Raw genomic sequence first — 14,605 nt, 5'->3', positions numbered from 1 at the left:
CGACATTCTTTCAGCTCTTCTATCCTTTTACATTATCTCAACTTATGCCAAGCATATGAACGATTCTTTTTATTTAGATGAAGCATCAGTTCCTTCAACAACCCCTACAAAGTCAATTCGTACGCCGCCTTTTTCAGGATCTTCTTTCACCCGAAAGGCAAGCGCTTTTTTTTCTCCAGTGTTTGCATCTTTATAATTTGCATGAAAGACGTGGATGCTGGCTTCTTCCAATTGAAAATCTTCATAAGAAAGCGTCTCAATTCCCCATTCCTTTTTCGATTTAAGAATGTCACTTGGGCTTGGGACTGCGCCTTCGACATAGACGTTGTCCATTTTTCGTTTATTTCCTTCAGTTATCGCTTCAAGCATATGCTCTGATGCTACCAGTCTTCTGTCTTTTCCCTCGTCTTCTCTTGAACATGCACTTAGCAAAACAATGCACATGAAAATGAATAAAAACTTCTTCATTTTTCTCTCCCACCTTCTCCTTAAAATGTAAAGGATGGAAGCGCTATATGCAATCTTTATTCAAAAAAGACTGTAAAACGTTACATTTTACAGTCTTTTGACTACATCAGTGTATGAAGAAATGCTGTTGCAATTCCAAAATAGATGAGTAAGGATAAAATATCGTTCAATGTTGTGATCAGTGGTCCAGATGCAATGGCTGGGTCCACGTTTAATCTGTGTAAAATAATCGGTACGACCGTACCTGCCATTGTCCCAATAATCAGTGTTGCAAGAAGCGAGGAACCAACAACAAAACCTAAAATCATATTGCCCTGCCATACCATGGCAACGACCGTAATAATGATTGAACAAACAATCCCAATATAAATACTTGTTCTCAGCTCTCTGAAAATCAAGCGCATAATGGTTTTTTTCGTTAATTCTTCTTTTGACAATCCTCTAATGACAACCGCTAGAGACTGTGTCCCTGTATTCCCTGTCATACCTGCAATCATCGGCATGAAGAATGCTAAAGCAACGACTTGCTGCAGGGTATCTTCAAAATAATTCAAGATACTGCCTGAAATCAGCCCAATGAATAGGAGCAAAATGAGCCATGGAAGACGGCGGTATGCCGCCACAAATGCCGGTGTGTCGAACGTGATATCTTTACCAGAGGCAGCAAACTTTTCATAGTCTTCTCCTGCCTCTTGAATCACAACATCAATGATATCATCGACTGTCACAATTCCGACTAAGACATTGTTCTCTTCTACAACGGGGATGGCAAGGAAATCATATCGCTCAATGAGCTTTGCGATTTCTTCCTGGTCTTGAAAGGCACCAACGGCAATGACTCTTGTAAACATAAGATCCTGCACTTTTTCATCCGGTTCACCTAAAATAAGATCCCTGTATGAGAGTACCCCTACAAGCTGTTTTTGATCATTTATGACATATAAGTAGTTGATCGATTCGGCAATTTCAGCAAAGCTTTTCAGCTTCACCACGGCATCTTGAACCGTATAATGCTGCGGAATCCAAACGTACCGGTTGGTCATGATCCGGCCTGCTGTCTCAGCAGGGTAATTCATGAGAAGCTGGACGGCTTTGGATTCCTCTGCCTCCATGTTAGATAAAAGCTGATCCTTCAGCTCATCCTCCATCTCATCAAACAAGTTGGCAAGGTCATCGTTATCCATTTTGTTTGTGACGAAGGTGGCTTTGTCTTTCCCTACTTTTTCAAGAACAATCTCTTGATATTCCCGCTCCAGTTCACCCATCATTTCCGTCACGTCATCGACTGTTAAAAAGCTGAGAAAGCGGCCGCGATGTTTTTCTGGAAGCTCCTTGAATAAGTAGGCCATATCATAAGGCTGCAGTTCTTCCATAATGTTTTTAAATTCTTTACGTTTTCCATCTCTTAGTAAAATAATGATGCGTAAAATGAGTTCATCGTACGTAATGTTCTGTATCATCGCTGTTACCTCCCCAAAATCAGGAGATACCCGAATCCCTTAGATTGTGCGGGGGGTCAGGATCTCCTCTATCTGATGTGTCAATCTGATCTTTTGACATACTCTCTATGTGTCTCGAATCGGGATGATCCATCCCCACACCTCCTTTTCTCATAAAAAAGCACCTTCAACCGAATGAAGGCGCTTTGTAAGCATGACAAATAAACACTTGCTCCTTCAATCGTAGAGCTTTAGCACTGTATGGCATAGGATTAATCCAGCTGCATTAAAAATCACCTTATGTCGATGATTCCTGTTGACCCATTGGCGTCTTTGGACATTTTTGGGCAGCAGCGTATCTCCATACAGGAGCCTCACCTAACGAAGTCTCATATTGTTGACACACTGAGATTACAGAAAAAGCGCAATGATGTCAATAAGCAAGATGCCAAGTTTCCTGATGTATTCGCTTACTTTTCAAAAAAAGAGCGATAGACAAGTTGACCATCGCCCTTTCATGTCTTCTATTCCTCTTCTGGCTGATTCATATCCTCTTGGGAGAGGAGATGAAAGGAATCATGCAAAAACAAAGCATATCCTTCTCCATCAGGATGGGGAACATATTCCGCACGATCCATCGTCTGTTCTTCTTCTTTTTTCTTCATCATATTCTCTCGCCTCCTTTCCAGTAGTTTGTCCCAATGAAAAAACCTTACACATAAAAGTGTAAGGTTCATTTATACCTTAATCGTCCCATTCTTGCTTGAGGATTTTGCCTGTTTTAGCGGAAATCTCAAAATCAACTTCTTCACCGCTTGGTGTCGTAATTTCAATTTCATACAAGTACACACCATTTTCTTTATCTAATTCTGAATCTGTGACTGTTCCTTTTACCTTTGCAAGAGCAATTTGTTCAGCCTGTTTTTTGGTGATTTTTACATTTTGTTTCTTTTCTTTGACTGGATCATTGAGCGCTTTGCCTGTTTTGGCATCGACATATACTTTATATTCAAAGCCGCCTTTTTTAATCTCGACCTCATATACCCATTTTCCTTTTTTACGCTCAAGATCTACATCATCTACATAGCCTTTCACAACTTTTAATGCTGCTTTTTCAGCCTGTTTCTTTGAGACAAATGAAGATTTCTTTTGCACCACTTGTTCGGCATTTGCCGTTTGATTTGTATTTTGCGCTTGAAGGGTGAAACCACCTGCGACAAGGGCTCCTGTGAATGCTGTAGCGACTAGTATTTTTTTTATCATATTTCATTCCTCCTCTGTTTGATTTCTCCTTTATCTTAAAAAAACAAGATGATAAAGGAAGGAAAGGAAGATGAGAAAATCATGAGAAAATGATTAGTTTTCGTACGTAATGCCTTCAATATCTCCTGTATAGGCATTCACTAAGACCTCTGCCTCTCTTCCATCCGGCAAATCGAGCTCTACCTCAAACACGAGCATTCCGCTAAAAGTTTCAAGATCTGCATCATCCACTGTGCCACCCACTTCTTTTACGGCAATCTGAATGGCTTCTTCTACCGTTATTTTTGTCAGCTTCTTTTCTTTAGAGGTTGGCTTTTTCTTTTCTGCTTCAATCACCTTGAACGTGTCTTTCTCAACATCCACTTGATACAGTTCTTTTTTTGATTGAATCGTAAAGATAAAGCGATCCGATTTTTCTTTCTTTTGAATCACAGTACCCTTCACTTTTTTCACTGCCGCTTCTTCTGCTTGAAGTTCGGCATTTTTCTCATTTGGTTTTTGATAGCTCTTTAACTGTTTCATCTCTTTCATTTGACCGCTTGAGGAAGATGCAATGATTTGATAGATGCCATTTGAATTTTCAAGCGTCAATGTATAGTCCTGTTTATGATTGATCAGATCAATATTTGTGATGTTTCCATTGTAGTCTTTTGCGATGATTTTTTTAATGTCTGCTTCGCTTAATATTTTTTTGTCAATGGTTTGAATCATGAGCATTGCAAAAGCCACAAGAATGAAAAGACATCCTGCAAGCGCAAGCAGCATTTTCAGTTTTCTAGACATGCAGCGCCTCCTTCCTATTTCCTATTTTATAAGGAGGAAATGAGAAATTGATGAGAAAAGACCTACTTATTTCTGAAAAAGAATGGTCATCACGGTTCCTTCACCGATACGGCTGTCTACCTTTAGCTCAGCCCCATGCTCTTCAGAAATTTGCTTCGCAATTGACAGACCAAGTCCAGTTCCGCCCGTCTCACTGTTTCTCGCTTCATCCACACGGAAAAAGCGGTCAAAGATTTTCGGCAGATCCTCTTCTTTTATGCCAATACCTTTGTCAACAACCGAAATAAACGGTTTCTCTCCTGCTCGTCCGCAGTTCACATCAACTGGCTCTGCACTATATTTAACCGCATTATCAATCAAGATGGTCAAAAGCTGTTTGATCTTCTCTTCGTCCCCTTCAGCAATCACAGGCTGATCTGTTTGTATATGAGTAAGGATGGTTCGATTGGTTGCCACTTCAAGTGTATGGCCGACTTGGCTACACAATTGACCAAGATCAACCGGCTTCATGTCCAAGTAAAGCGGCTGCCCATTTTTCGCCAGTGTGAGTAGTTGATCTGTCAGCCTTTTCATTTTTTTTGCCTCATCATGAATGGCTTGAGAGGATTCTTCTACGACCTCTGGCCGGCTTTGCCCCCAGCGTTTTAGTAAATTGCTGTAGCTCATGATGACGGTAATGGGTGTTTTCAATTCATGAGAAGCATCGTGTAAAAATTGCTGCTCTTTCTCATAATGTTTCTCGAGAATTTCGGCCATTTCATTAAAGGTTTGACCCATTTGATACAGTTCATCCTTTGAATCGCCTGTTAATTCAATTCGTTTAAATGCCTTTTCTCTCATACTTGCTTTCATCGTATTGGTCATTCTACTAATTGGGCGGACAATTTGTTTCGTTAAAATGTGGCCTGCAAAATAAGAAAGCACAATAAACAAAACGCCAGTAGTGATTAAAATCATTTTTAATAACGCCAAGTTCTCTTCTGTATTTTCAATTTCTTCATATACTTGCAGCGACACAATGTCCCCATTTGTCCAAATGACAGGGATAGCCGCAAACGCAATCATCTGCTTATTGTATTCTTGAATTTCTGCTGTCTGACCAGATTCGTATGTAAAAGGAAGTGAGCTGAACGTAGATTCCTTCGTGACGGTCAGCTTTGATTCACCTTTCTCTGTGACGACACGGATCATACCATTTTGAGGCAGATACGCTTTCAGAAGCTCTGAAGATGGAAGGCCCTCTTCTTCTGACTTCTTTAGTGCAATCGCAATATTTTCAGCTACTTCCGACAGTCTGGACATATCTTTTTGCGTCAAGGTCATTGAAAAAATAAAATAAATCGCTGTATGAAACAGTAGCACCATTAAAAACAAGGACAACGATGTATAAAGCTGGATCTTATTTTTTAATCTCATGCTTTATCCTTTCATCACATAACCCACACCTCTCACTGTGTGAATCAATTGTTTTTCAAACGGGTAATCGATTTTTTTCCTTAAATAGCGAATATAGACATCAACCACGTTCGTGTCACCAAAATAATCAAAACCCCAGACAGCTGTTAAAAGCTGATCTCTTGTGAGCACTTGCTGCTGATGTTTCAATAAATGAACAAGCAGGTCATATTCTCTCGGTGTCAGCTCAAGCGTCTGACCGCCTCTTTGAATTTCTCTTGTTTTCTCATTCACCGTTAAATCTGCAATACTTAGCTCAATTTCCTTTTCCTCTTGCGCATTGTGATTGAACCTCAGCTGTGCACGAATTCGCGCTAATAATTCTTCTATGTCAAAGGGTTTTGTAATATAATCGTTTGCCCCAAGATCAAGACCGCTGACCTTATCGGGAACACTTCCTCTTGCGGTAATCAAAATGATCGGTGTTGCCGTATTTGTCTTTCGAACCCTTCTAAGCACTTCAAGTCCGCTTAATTCTGGAAGCATGACATCTAGAAGCACTAAATCAAAACTCTCCTCCTCGAGCGCCTGGAGTCCTTTCATCCCTGTATCTTGGACTGTGACCTCATATCCTTCATATTCAAGTTCTAATGACAGCACTCTTGCAATTTTCTTTTCATCTTCGACCACGAGTATCTTCCCTTTGTTCATCTCTATCTCTCCTATCTAAAAGGCAAGCTTGTCTTTCCATTATTATATGTTGCCTTTCTCCATTGGAACAGTCACAATCTTCATATCTTATTTTTCATGAATGAGGAATTGTTATGTAATATGGTTGATTTTTATTTTCAGCTGATCCTTTCACATTACACAAATCAACAAAAAAAGCCTCTTTTCTGAGGCTGGTCCCTTACTTCTTTTTAGGTTGACTGACAAAAAGCTCATCTACAGTCGTATTCAAAACAGAGGCGATGTCAAAGGCTAATTGTAAAGTAGGGTCGTACTTATCGTTTTCAATGGCATTGATGGTTTGTCTCGAGACCTTACACCGTTTAGCAAGTTCTTCTTGGGATAATTTAATGGATTTCCTTAGTTCTCTTATATGATTTTGCAATTTAATCACCATATTTTTTTCTGTATATGAGTAATGTAACTAAATAAATGACCGAAATCACAGTTAGGAACATGATGGGAGAAATCCCAAACCCCTTATCAGAATGGTTCCCTTGGATCGTTAAAAATATGGACTGTGCGACTTCTAATATAAGCATACCAATGACCACCATAAATGCATACGATTGCGCTTTTGAGTAGATAAATCTCTTTCTTTCATCACCCTTTTGAATCATAGGCGCAATAAAGATGAATAGTCCGACCACTAATAAGATGACTGAATACACAACTTTTACAACATCCAACGGTTAGTCCCCTCCCAATCAAAATGTCAAATACTTTTTACATTTTGATTATATCATCCGCTTAAAAAATGTCAAATACTTTTTACATTCTATATTCTTTCGATCATTATAATGAAAAAACAATCATCTGCACATGGCATGTACCTTTTTCTTTTCTGTCATCCTCTATCTCCTTATATGATTGTTTTTTCGATCTGCCTTTTTTAGTTCTTTTCACCCATTTTCATCTGTACAGGTGCAAGCTCACTATGCAGCATTTGCTTCTTTTTCATATGATACTAAGAGTTTTCTTCAAAAGGTGACTTCTTTCGGCAAGATATGAGGAGAACTGCACAATAAATAATTATTTGATTATTTGAAAAATTATTACAATTGACCCTTTCCGATCAAACATTTGTTTTATACAATAACATTACGCAACCTGAATCTACTTTGAAAACAAAATAAGGAGGGCTTTCTTATGAAAGGTGAAATTCGCTTAATTCCGTATGAAGTAAAAGCCAATGTGATGGAAGCGAAAGAGACGCCGGAAAGTATTCAGGAGATTAAAGCACCCGAACTTTGGTCAAGTGGCTTCAAAGGAAAAGGCATAACCATTGCTGTCCTTGATACAGGTTGCGACACGGAGCATCCCGATTTAAAAGATCAGATTATCGGAGGAAAAAACTTTACCGATGATGACAATGGAGATGCTGAGAATGTAAAAGACTACAACGGGCATGGTACCCATGTATCAGGAACGATTGCAGCAACGGATCAAAATGGCGGCATTTTAGGTGTTGCACCTGAAGCCAAGCTGTTGATCGTAAAAGTTCTTGGAGGGAAAAATGGCAGCGGGAAATACGAATGGATTATCAATGGCATTAACTATGCGGTTGAGCAGAAGGTTGATATCATTTCCATGTCTCTCGGTGGGCCAAGCAATGAACCAGAACTGCAAAAGGCCATCCAACATGCGGTAAGCAGCGGTGTGCTTGTTGTCTGCGCAGCAGGAAATGAAGGTGACGGAGACGAGCGTACTGAAGAGTTCTCCTACCCAGCTGCATACAACGAGGTCATTGCCGTCGGCTCTGTCTCTCTTGCAAGAGAATCCTCTGAATTCTCCAATGCGAATAAAGAAATCGACCTCGTCGCTCCAGGTGAAGACATTTTATCCACTCTCCCTAACCATAAATACGGAAGACTAACAGGCACTTCCATGGCTGCCCCTCATGTGAGCGGTGCACTCGCCATTATTAAAAATGCCGAAGAAGAAGCGTTCCAGCGTAAACTGACAGAACCTGAGGTATATGCTCAGCTCGTACGGAGAACTCTTCCGCTAAAACAAACGAAAACCCTTGTAGGAAACGGGTTTTTATATTTAACTGCACCAGATGTGCTTCTTGAGAAAACATTGGAAGCAGAACTTTTGTCTCTATAGGTACATGTTAGGTCCTGAGAAAAGATAGAATTTTCTCAGGATTTTTTTAATTAAAATTATTCAAAATTTACTTTGACGAAATGAAGTGAACGTTATATAATCGAACACAATAAATTCATAGTTTGAGAGTCGGTAATTCGATCACACGTCGAATTTTAATTGGGAAGACCGGTGAAAATCCGGCGCGGTCCCGCCACTGTAAGTGAGGAGAGCTTTTCGTTAATAATCCACTGTCATGAGGATGGGAAGGATGAAAAGCTTGCAGATTCACTAGCCAGGATACCAGCCGCTCTATCACATCAAACCCCCTACGGTTGATAGGAGATGTCGGAAAAGCGTTCGTCATTGATACTTACGCCTTCTTTCGCACACACATTTTGTCTTTTTAAACCAGACATTTGCCCTCATCAATCTTGATCATGAGTGTGAGTGTCTTTTTATATTTAGAGGAGGAATTGGAATTGACAATTGTTAAAACAAGTAATCTAGGTTTCCCGCGAATTGGTTTAAACAGAGAATGGAAAAAAGCACTTGAGTCTTATTGGAAAGGTCAAACTGACAGAGAAACCCTCTTAAGCACACTCGATGAACAATTTTTAGCCGCTATTAAAACTCAAATTGATCAACAAATTGACGTTGTTCCTTCTGGCGACTTCACCTTCTATGATCATGTGCTGGATACTGCCGTTATGTTCAATTGGATTCCAGAGCGCTTCCGCAGCTTGAAAGACCCGCTAGATACATACTTTGCGATGGCAAGAGGAACAAAAGATGCTGTCTCAAGTGAAATGACAAAATGGTTTAATACAAACTATCACTACATCGTTCCAGAATACGAAAAAAGCACAGAATTCAAACTCACACATAACAAACCGCTTGAAGCATACGAAAAGGTGAAAAAAGCGTTTGGTGTTGAAACAAAACCTGTCGTTCTTGGTCTTTATACATTTGTTTCTCTTTCTAAAGGCTATGAAGCCAATGAAGTGAAAGAGATTCAGCAACGCCTAGTGCCGCTTTATACTCAGTTGTTAAAAGAGCTTGAAGAAGCCGGTGTAAAATGGGTTCAAATTGATGAGCCTGCTCTAGTCACAGCTTCAAGTGAAGACGTGAAAGCAGTAAAAGCTATCTATCAAACGATTAAAGAAGCTGTACCTGCCTTAAACGTTCTCCTTCAAACATACTTTGACTCAGTAGATGCCTATGAAGAGCTTGTGACATATCCTGTTGAAGCCATCGGTCTTGATTTTGTCCATGATCAAGGACGAAACCTTGAACAATTGAAAAAACACGGCTTCCCAAAAGATAAAATTTTAGCAGCCGGTATCATCGATGGCAGAAATATTTGGAGGTCAGATCTAGGAGAAAGATTATCGTTTATTTCTGAAGTGATTGCTGACGTGCAGCCGAAAGAAGTATGGCTGCAGCCTTCAAGTAGCCTGCTACATGTCCCAGTTGCAAAACATCCGAGCGAACAGCTTGAAGAAAAACTATTAAACGGACTTTCTTATGCCACTGAAAAGCTGGCTGAATTAACGCTATTAAAAGAAGGCTTATCAAAAGGAGCGGCTGCCATTGATGCAGACATCCATGCAGCAAATGAAGCACTTCAGACGTTAAAAGAATTCGCGAAAGGAACGAATGCGGACCTGACAGCAGAGCGCAACAGTCTTTCATCAAAAGATTTTAAACGTCCAGTTGCTTTTGAAGAACGACTACGCATTCAAAATGAATCTCTTGAACTGCCGCTTCTTCCAACCACAACAATCGGAAGCTTCCCTCAGTCAGCTGAGGTGCGCAGTGCTCGTCAAAAATGGCGCAAAAATGAGTGGACAGATGCAGAGTATGATGAATTTATTAAAAAAGAAACAAAAAGATGGATTGATATTCAAGAAGAGATTGGCTTAGATGTACTCGTTCATGGAGAATTTGAACGTACAGACATGGTTGAATACTTCGGTGAAAAACTCGCTGGATTTGCCTTTACAAAATTCGCTTGGGTTCAATCTTATGGATCACGCTGCGTGAAGCCGCCGATCATTTATGGAGATGTAGAATTTACAGAGCCAATGACAGTGAAAGAGACGGTTTACGCTCAAAGCTTAACAGAGAAAAAAGTCAAAGGAATGCTGACAGGACCTGTCACAATCTTAAACTGGTCTTTCCCAAGAACAGATATCTCTCGTAAAGACATTGCCTTCCAAATCGCTTTTGCTTTACGCAAAGAGGTAGAAGCGTTAGAAGCAGCGGGTATTCAAGTGATTCAAGTGGATGAACCTGCGCTAAGAGAAGGTCTTCCTTTAAAAGAGAGTGATTGGGCAGCATACTTAAACTGGGCAGCAGAGTCATTCCGTCTATCGACATCGTCTGTTCAAAATGAAACGCAAATTCATACACATATGTGCTACAGCAACTTCGAGGATATTGTTGATACGATTGAAGACCTTGATGCAGACGTGATTACGATTGAACATTCACGCAGTCATGGCGGGTTCCTCGATTATTTAGAAAAACACCCGTATTTGAAAGGTCTTGGACTTGGGGTATATGACATCCACAGCCCGCGCGTTCCATCTGTTGAAGAAATGAGTAAAATCATTGATGATGCACTGAACGTATGTCCGACAGATCGATTCTGGGTCAACCCTGACTGTGGACTGAAAACAAGACAAGAACCTGAAACCATTGCTGCTTTGAAAAACATGGTGACAGCTGCTGAAGTCGCTCGTAAAAAGCTAGCGCAGCACGCATAATGGACTCACTCTTCCCCTGCTGAACATTTGGCAGGGGTTTTTTATGCGTAAATTGTCCTGTTCAATCTCCTCCTACAATGATTCCTTTTCTATCATGATTCGTTTATACTAGAGAAGTCAGTCGAACAAAGGGAGGAAGACAATGAATCACGAAGCTTTTTTACAACGCGCAATTGATCTTGCAGTAGAAGGAGTAAATAGTGGCACAGGCGGCCCTTTTGGAGCGGTCATTGTCAAAGACGGTCAGATTATTGCAGAGGGAAGCAACAATGTCACAACGAGTAATGATCCAACTGCACATGCAGAAGTGACTGCCATTCGAAAGGCGTGCCAAACACTACATACATATCAATTAGAAGACTGTATTTTGTATACAAGTTGTGAGCCTTGTCCAATGTGTCTTGGTGCTATCTATTGGGCTAGACCAAAGGCCGTATATTTTGCCGCTGGACACAAGGATGCAGCGACTTCTGGTTTTGATGACTCCTTTATTTATGAAGAAATCAACAAAGAATACGAATCAAGAAACATTCCATTTTACCAGCTGACCCTTCAAAAAACCCTTGCTCCATTTGAAGCATGGGACACATACGACAAAAAGAAAGAATATTAAAAAAAGACACCTGCTCCACAGCAGGTGTCAGTGAGAAAGGGCTAAATTTTAGCCCTTTTTTCTTTTCATGATTCCGCCACTTCAAGTTCTACTTCGATGTTTCCTCTTGTTGCTTTTGAATATGGACAGAATTCATGTGCAGCCTCAACAAGCTCTTTCGCTTTTTCATGGTCAAGCCCTTTAGCGGAAACAATCAGCTTCACGCCAAGTTTAAAACCGCCATCACTTTCATCTTTTAATAGACTGACATGTCCTTCTACTTCTGATTCAATTTCGACACCTTGCTTCTTGGCGACTTGTTCAAGCGCCCCTCCGAAGCAGGCCGCATAACCCGCTGCAAATAATTGTTCAGGATTCGTACCAGTTTCTCCATCTTTCTTTGCGTTTGGCATCACAATGTTGTGGTCAAGCACACCATCATCAGAACGAACATGTCCTGCTCTTCCGTGCTGTGCTTTTACTTTTGCAGTAAATAATGGTTTCATCTTGATCTCCTCCTTCTTCTACTTATACCTTTCACGTTCTATTCGTTGCTCAAACATTTATGGCACATTGAAGAATTTTTCATTTTTAGTCTGTATTTATTTTAAAAAGGAAGAAAATCTTATACAATGATAAGTATGACAAAAAATAGTTGGTGACAGATATGACAAATGAATTTGAACATATGAAGTTGGAAAATCAGCTTTGTTTCTTGTTATATGCAAGTTCAAGAGAAATGACGAAGCAGTATAAACCATTATTAGAAGAGTTGAATATCACATACCCGCAATATTTGGCACTGCTTTTGTTATGGGAGCATGGGACATTAAATGTGAAAACAATGGGAGAGCTTTTATATTTAGACTCCGGTACACTCACACCTATGCTAAAACGAATGGAACAAAATGGACTCATCATCCGTGAACGCTCAAAAGAAGATGAGCGTTCGGTCCAAATTCGTTTAACAGAATACGGAGAAGCTTTACAAGAGAAGGCCACTTCGATTCCATTTCAAATGCTGTCTGGAACAGGCAGATCAGAAGAAGAGCTGAAAACACTTCGCGCTTCTTTACATGAGCTTCTGCAAAAATTAACACAATCAAAAGGCTGAGGGAATATTCCCTCAGCCTTTTTTTGATGTCTATTATTGAGCGACAGCTACTAATTCTACTTCAATGTTTCCTTGCGTTGCTTTTGAGTATGGGCAAACGCCGTGTGCTTTATGAACAAGTTCATCAAGTGCAGATTGCTCAATTCCAGTTCCTTTTACTTCTAATTTGACACCTAGTTTGAAACCGCCGTCTGAACTGTCTTTGATTAAGCTTACATGTGCCGTTACTTCACTTTCAAAACGGATACGCTCTTGTCTTGCGACCATTTGAAGGGCTGAATCAAAACATGCAGAATAGCCCGCTGCGAATAATTGCTCTGGATTCGTTGCTTTCTCAAGCTTTTTCGCTCTTGGCGTTCCTGGCATTGCTACATCATGCTCTAGTACACCATCTGTTGACACAACCTTACCTTCTCTTCCTCCTACAGCTGATACCGTTGCAGTAAATAAAACTTCTGACATGAATATAACCCTCTTTCGCTCTATTAATATTTTCTACAATTGAATTGTACACAATTTAAATTCAAGAGTCAATGAAAAACACTCACTTTCATCTTTCCTCCATTTTTTATTTTTATGAATGTGCAACCTACGATGATTGAAGCGGTCAATAAAAAAAGCCCTTGAAAAAGGGCTTTTTAGATCGTGATATGCTGCGGATTCGGTTTTTCTAGCGTATGGTTTCTGTTATCGGGGTCGGCATTAGGTGATGTGATCCATAATGCCAAGATCGTGATGCTTGTACAGACGACTGCCCATTTTTTAAAATTCATATAAACAATCCCCTCTCTGAATATAGATACGAGCATGTTCCGCTTCCCCATAGAACATGGAAGATTTTTCATAATCCTCCATTTCATTATAATACTTTGCAGTGTCTAAAGCCAGCTCTTCTATATCTGGATATGCATAGGAAGATTCTAAAAAATGGAAAATCTGTTTAATATGCTCTGCATCTTGTCGTAAGTACAATGCTTCTAAAAAAATGGTCTTCTGAATATGAATGTCATCCTGCAGAGCTTCTGCTCGTTTCATACATTCTTCTCTGTAATATAATGCTTCATTATTTTTACCTTGTTTGTATAAGATCTGAGCGGCTGTATAAAGAGGGTCTATCGATCGACGAAGATGATCAGATTGGTTTTGATCAAATAATGAGATGGATTCTTTCATTAAGTCGAGTGCGCGGTTCAAGTCTCCCATTCTGTAATAGCTGTTGCCCATATTAAACAAAGAAGAAGCAATAAAACGCACATTCTGAAAGTCTCTTGATCTCGCAAGTGCTCTTTCGAGATGTGGCAATGCCTTTTCATGCCTTCTCATATCATCATAATTACCGGCTACAATAAATTCACACTGAATGGTACGAAGCGCATATAGTTCGTGCTGAATATAGACATCCAGCGCTAGTTTGGCATGGTGCATCGAAATGTGTGTTTGTTTCATGTGATAATATATTTCTGACATTTTAAAATGAAATTCTGCACGTTCAATATCGTCGGATACAAAAGAAAGCTTGTGCTCTGCCTTTTGATAGGACGATATGGCAGCAATGTACTCTCTCCGGCCGAATTCATACATTCCTCTGAAGAAATGATAGTAATATTCAAGCATGCCTGTGACATGCGTTTGATGCTCATCTATTTCTTTCGAAAGCTCGGAAAAGTTGGCGCGAAGCTTTCCTTCCTTTAATGGCTTTAAATAATCGAGCATGACCTCATGCCTGAATTCCATTAAAGAAAAATAGAGAAGCAAATTCTGATCTTCTTCCATTGAATCAAGAGAGGTGCGAATTTCCTGCTTTAACTGTTCTGCTTGTTCTGAATCAAATCTGCGGATTAATTCATACCACTTGTTGATTTTCACTCCAATATCCGAAGAGGGAATGATTTTCGCCATACGTTGCCTTCTCCAATCTTCTCAAAATATAAAACATTACCATATTTTATCATACTTGACCGGA

Annotated in this window: 17 protein-coding genes and 2 riboswitches; of the genes, 4 read left to right on the top strand and 13 right to left on the bottom strand. The window is 39.9% G+C overall.

Going from position 1 to position 14,605, the window contains the following annotated elements:
• Nucleotides 1-69: 69 nt before the first annotated feature.
• The 9 genes from ACNO7B_RS06430 to ACNO7B_RS06390 all read right to left on the bottom strand — a co-directional run bounded on the left by ACNO7B_RS06430 (nucleotide 70) and on the right by ACNO7B_RS06390 (nucleotide 6,766).
• A complete protein-coding gene (locus ACNO7B_RS06430; RefSeq protein ID WP_007498783.1) occupies nucleotides 70-468 on the bottom strand; it encodes a hypothetical protein in 399 nt (132 codons plus the stop codon).
• A 101-nt stretch (nucleotides 469-569) separates the two neighbouring features.
• On the bottom strand, nucleotides 570-1,928 hold the full coding sequence (gene mgtE / locus ACNO7B_RS06425) for a magnesium transporter (protein ID WP_007498785.1): 1,359 nt from the start codon (nucleotides 1,926-1,928) through the stop codon (nucleotides 570-572).
• A gap of 208 nt (nucleotides 1,929-2,136) precedes the next feature.
• A riboswitch (M-box (ykoK) riboswitch) is annotated at nucleotides 2,137-2,300 on the bottom strand.
• A 131-nt stretch (nucleotides 2,301-2,431) separates the two neighbouring features.
• Nucleotides 2,432-2,575 (bottom strand): hypothetical protein, encoded by a 144-nt coding sequence (locus tag ACNO7B_RS06420; RefSeq protein WP_008346168.1) that lies wholly within the window; start codon nucleotides 2,573-2,575, stop codon nucleotides 2,432-2,434.
• 76 nt (nucleotides 2,576-2,651) lie between these two features.
• Complete coding sequence (locus ACNO7B_RS06415) at nucleotides 2,652-3,170, bottom strand: PepSY domain-containing protein (protein WP_129548249.1); 519 nt, start codon at nucleotides 3,168-3,170, stop codon at nucleotides 2,652-2,654.
• A gap of 93 nt (nucleotides 3,171-3,263) precedes the next feature.
• Entirely contained in the window at nucleotides 3,264-3,953 is a 690-nt protein-coding gene (locus ACNO7B_RS06410) for a PepSY domain-containing protein (protein ID WP_417901318.1), read from the bottom strand.
• A 66-nt stretch (nucleotides 3,954-4,019) separates the two neighbouring features.
• A complete protein-coding gene (locus tag ACNO7B_RS06405; protein WP_417901317.1) occupies nucleotides 4,020-5,369 on the bottom strand; it encodes a sensor histidine kinase in 1,350 nt (449 codons plus the stop codon).
• Between the two features lie 3 nt (nucleotides 5,370-5,372).
• The gene (locus ACNO7B_RS06400) at nucleotides 5,373-6,059 is read right to left on the bottom strand and encodes a response regulator transcription factor (protein WP_008346176.1); all 687 of its coding nucleotides are present in this window, start codon (nucleotides 6,057-6,059) and stop codon (nucleotides 5,373-5,375) included.
• Nucleotides 6,060-6,258: 199 nt separating this feature from the next.
• Nucleotides 6,259-6,462, bottom strand: a complete 204-nt coding sequence (locus tag ACNO7B_RS06395) for a helix-turn-helix transcriptional regulator (protein ID WP_008346178.1) — start codon at nucleotides 6,460-6,462, stop codon at nucleotides 6,259-6,261.
• 1 nt (nucleotide 6,463) lies between these two features.
• Nucleotides 6,464-6,766, bottom strand: coding sequence for a hypothetical protein (locus tag ACNO7B_RS06390; protein ID WP_035392292.1), 303 nt, complete (start codon nucleotides 6,764-6,766; stop codon nucleotides 6,464-6,466).
• 460 nt (nucleotides 6,767-7,226) lie between these two features.
• Between ACNO7B_RS06390 and ACNO7B_RS06385 the strand changes: the two genes are divergently transcribed.
• From ACNO7B_RS06385 to ACNO7B_RS06375, 3 genes are all read left to right on the top strand, one after another.
• Nucleotides 7,227-8,186 carry a S8 family peptidase gene (locus ACNO7B_RS06385; protein ID WP_025207227.1) on the top strand — a complete coding sequence of 320 codons (960 nt, stop codon included), beginning with the start codon at nucleotides 7,227-7,229 and terminating at the stop codon, nucleotides 8,184-8,186.
• A gap of 113 nt (nucleotides 8,187-8,299) precedes the next feature.
• Nucleotides 8,300-8,492, top strand: a riboswitch (cobalamin riboswitch).
• A 155-nt stretch (nucleotides 8,493-8,647) separates the two neighbouring features.
• On the top strand, nucleotides 8,648-10,936 hold the full coding sequence (gene metE / locus ACNO7B_RS06380; RefSeq protein WP_417901316.1) for a 5-methyltetrahydropteroyltriglutamate--homocysteine S-methyltransferase: 2,289 nt from the start codon (nucleotides 8,648-8,650) through the stop codon (nucleotides 10,934-10,936).
• 142 nt (nucleotides 10,937-11,078) lie between these two features.
• Nucleotides 11,079-11,549, top strand: a complete 471-nt coding sequence (locus tag ACNO7B_RS06375; protein WP_008346184.1) for a nucleoside deaminase — start codon at nucleotides 11,079-11,081, stop codon at nucleotides 11,547-11,549.
• A gap of 65 nt (nucleotides 11,550-11,614) precedes the next feature.
• On the opposite strand, the gene ACNO7B_RS06370 is transcribed toward ACNO7B_RS06375, so the two are convergent.
• On the bottom strand, nucleotides 11,615-12,034 hold the full coding sequence (locus tag ACNO7B_RS06370; protein WP_268381661.1) for an organic hydroperoxide resistance protein: 420 nt from the start codon (nucleotides 12,032-12,034) through the stop codon (nucleotides 11,615-11,617).
• 161 nt (nucleotides 12,035-12,195) lie between these two features.
• Here ACNO7B_RS06370 and ACNO7B_RS06365 point away from each other — a divergent pair, with 161 nt between their 5' ends.
• Nucleotides 12,196-12,642 carry a MarR family winged helix-turn-helix transcriptional regulator gene (locus ACNO7B_RS06365; RefSeq protein WP_008346188.1) on the top strand — a complete coding sequence of 149 codons (447 nt, stop codon included), beginning with the start codon at nucleotides 12,196-12,198 and terminating at the stop codon, nucleotides 12,640-12,642.
• Nucleotides 12,643-12,675: 33 nt separating this feature from the next.
• On the opposite strand, the gene ACNO7B_RS06360 is transcribed toward ACNO7B_RS06365, so the two are convergent.
• The 3 genes from ACNO7B_RS06360 to ACNO7B_RS06350 all read right to left on the bottom strand — a co-directional run bounded on the left by ACNO7B_RS06360 (nucleotide 12,676) and on the right by ACNO7B_RS06350 (nucleotide 14,541).
• Nucleotides 12,676-13,104, bottom strand: a complete 429-nt coding sequence (locus ACNO7B_RS06360) for an organic hydroperoxide resistance protein (protein WP_007498801.1) — start codon at nucleotides 13,102-13,104, stop codon at nucleotides 12,676-12,678.
• Between the two features lie 176 nt (nucleotides 13,105-13,280).
• Nucleotides 13,281-13,415 carry a hypothetical protein gene (locus tag ACNO7B_RS06355; RefSeq protein WP_008346190.1) on the bottom strand — a complete coding sequence of 45 codons (135 nt, stop codon included), beginning with the start codon at nucleotides 13,413-13,415 and terminating at the stop codon, nucleotides 13,281-13,283.
• Entirely contained in the window at nucleotides 13,405-14,541 is a 1,137-nt protein-coding gene (locus ACNO7B_RS06350; protein ID WP_072367674.1) for a tetratricopeptide repeat protein, read from the bottom strand. Before ACNO7B_RS06350 ends, ACNO7B_RS06355 begins: the two co-directional genes overlap by 11 nt.
• Between the last annotated feature and the right edge of the window lie 64 nt (nucleotides 14,542-14,605).

The organism is Bacillus sp. AK25, assembly GCF_048270685.1.
Classification (GTDB): domain Bacteria; phylum Bacillota; class Bacilli; order Bacillales; family Bacillaceae; genus Bacillus; species Bacillus altitudinis.
This window is presented reverse-complemented; position numbering and strand designations above follow the sequence as displayed.

Coding starts and splice junctions, on each gene's coding strand:
- ACNO7B_RS06430 (WP_007498783.1), bottom strand. CDS start 468: ATGAAGAAGTTTTTATTCATTTTCATGTGCATTGTTTTGCTAAGTGCA.
- mgtE (WP_007498785.1), bottom strand. CDS start 1,928: ATGATACAGAACATTACGTACGATGAACTCATTTTACGCATCATTATT.
- ACNO7B_RS06420 (WP_008346168.1), bottom strand. CDS start 2,575: ATGATGAAGAAAAAAGAAGAAGAACAGACGATGGATCGTGCGGAATAT.
- ACNO7B_RS06415 (WP_129548249.1), bottom strand. CDS start 3,170: ATGATAAAAAAAATACTAGTCGCTACAGCATTCACAGGAGCCCTTGTC.
- ACNO7B_RS06410 (WP_417901318.1), bottom strand. CDS start 3,953: ATGTCTAGAAAACTGAAAATGCTGCTTGCGCTTGCAGGATGTCTTTTC.
- ACNO7B_RS06405 (WP_417901317.1), bottom strand. CDS start 5,369: ATGAGATTAAAAAATAAGATCCAGCTTTATACATCGTTGTCCTTGTTT.
- ACNO7B_RS06400 (WP_008346176.1), bottom strand. CDS start 6,059: ATGAACAAAGGGAAGATACTCGTGGTCGAAGATGAAAAGAAAATTGCA.
- ACNO7B_RS06385 (WP_025207227.1), top strand. CDS start 7,227: ATGAAAGGTGAAATTCGCTTAATTCCGTATGAAGTAAAAGCCAATGTG.
- ACNO7B_RS06375 (WP_008346184.1), top strand. CDS start 11,079: ATGAATCACGAAGCTTTTTTACAACGCGCAATTGATCTTGCAGTAGAA.
- ACNO7B_RS06370 (WP_268381661.1), bottom strand. CDS start 12,034: ATGAAACCATTATTTACTGCAAAAGTAAAAGCACAGCACGGAAGAGCA.
- ACNO7B_RS06365 (WP_008346188.1), top strand. CDS start 12,196: ATGACAAATGAATTTGAACATATGAAGTTGGAAAATCAGCTTTGTTTC.
- ACNO7B_RS06360 (WP_007498801.1), bottom strand. CDS start 13,104: ATGTCAGAAGTTTTATTTACTGCAACGGTATCAGCTGTAGGAGGAAGA.
- ACNO7B_RS06355 (WP_008346190.1), bottom strand. CDS start 13,415: ATGAATTTTAAAAAATGGGCAGTCGTCTGTACAAGCATCACGATCTTG.
- ACNO7B_RS06350 (WP_072367674.1), bottom strand. CDS start 14,541: ATGGCGAAAATCATTCCCTCTTCGGATATTGGAGTGAAAATCAACAAG.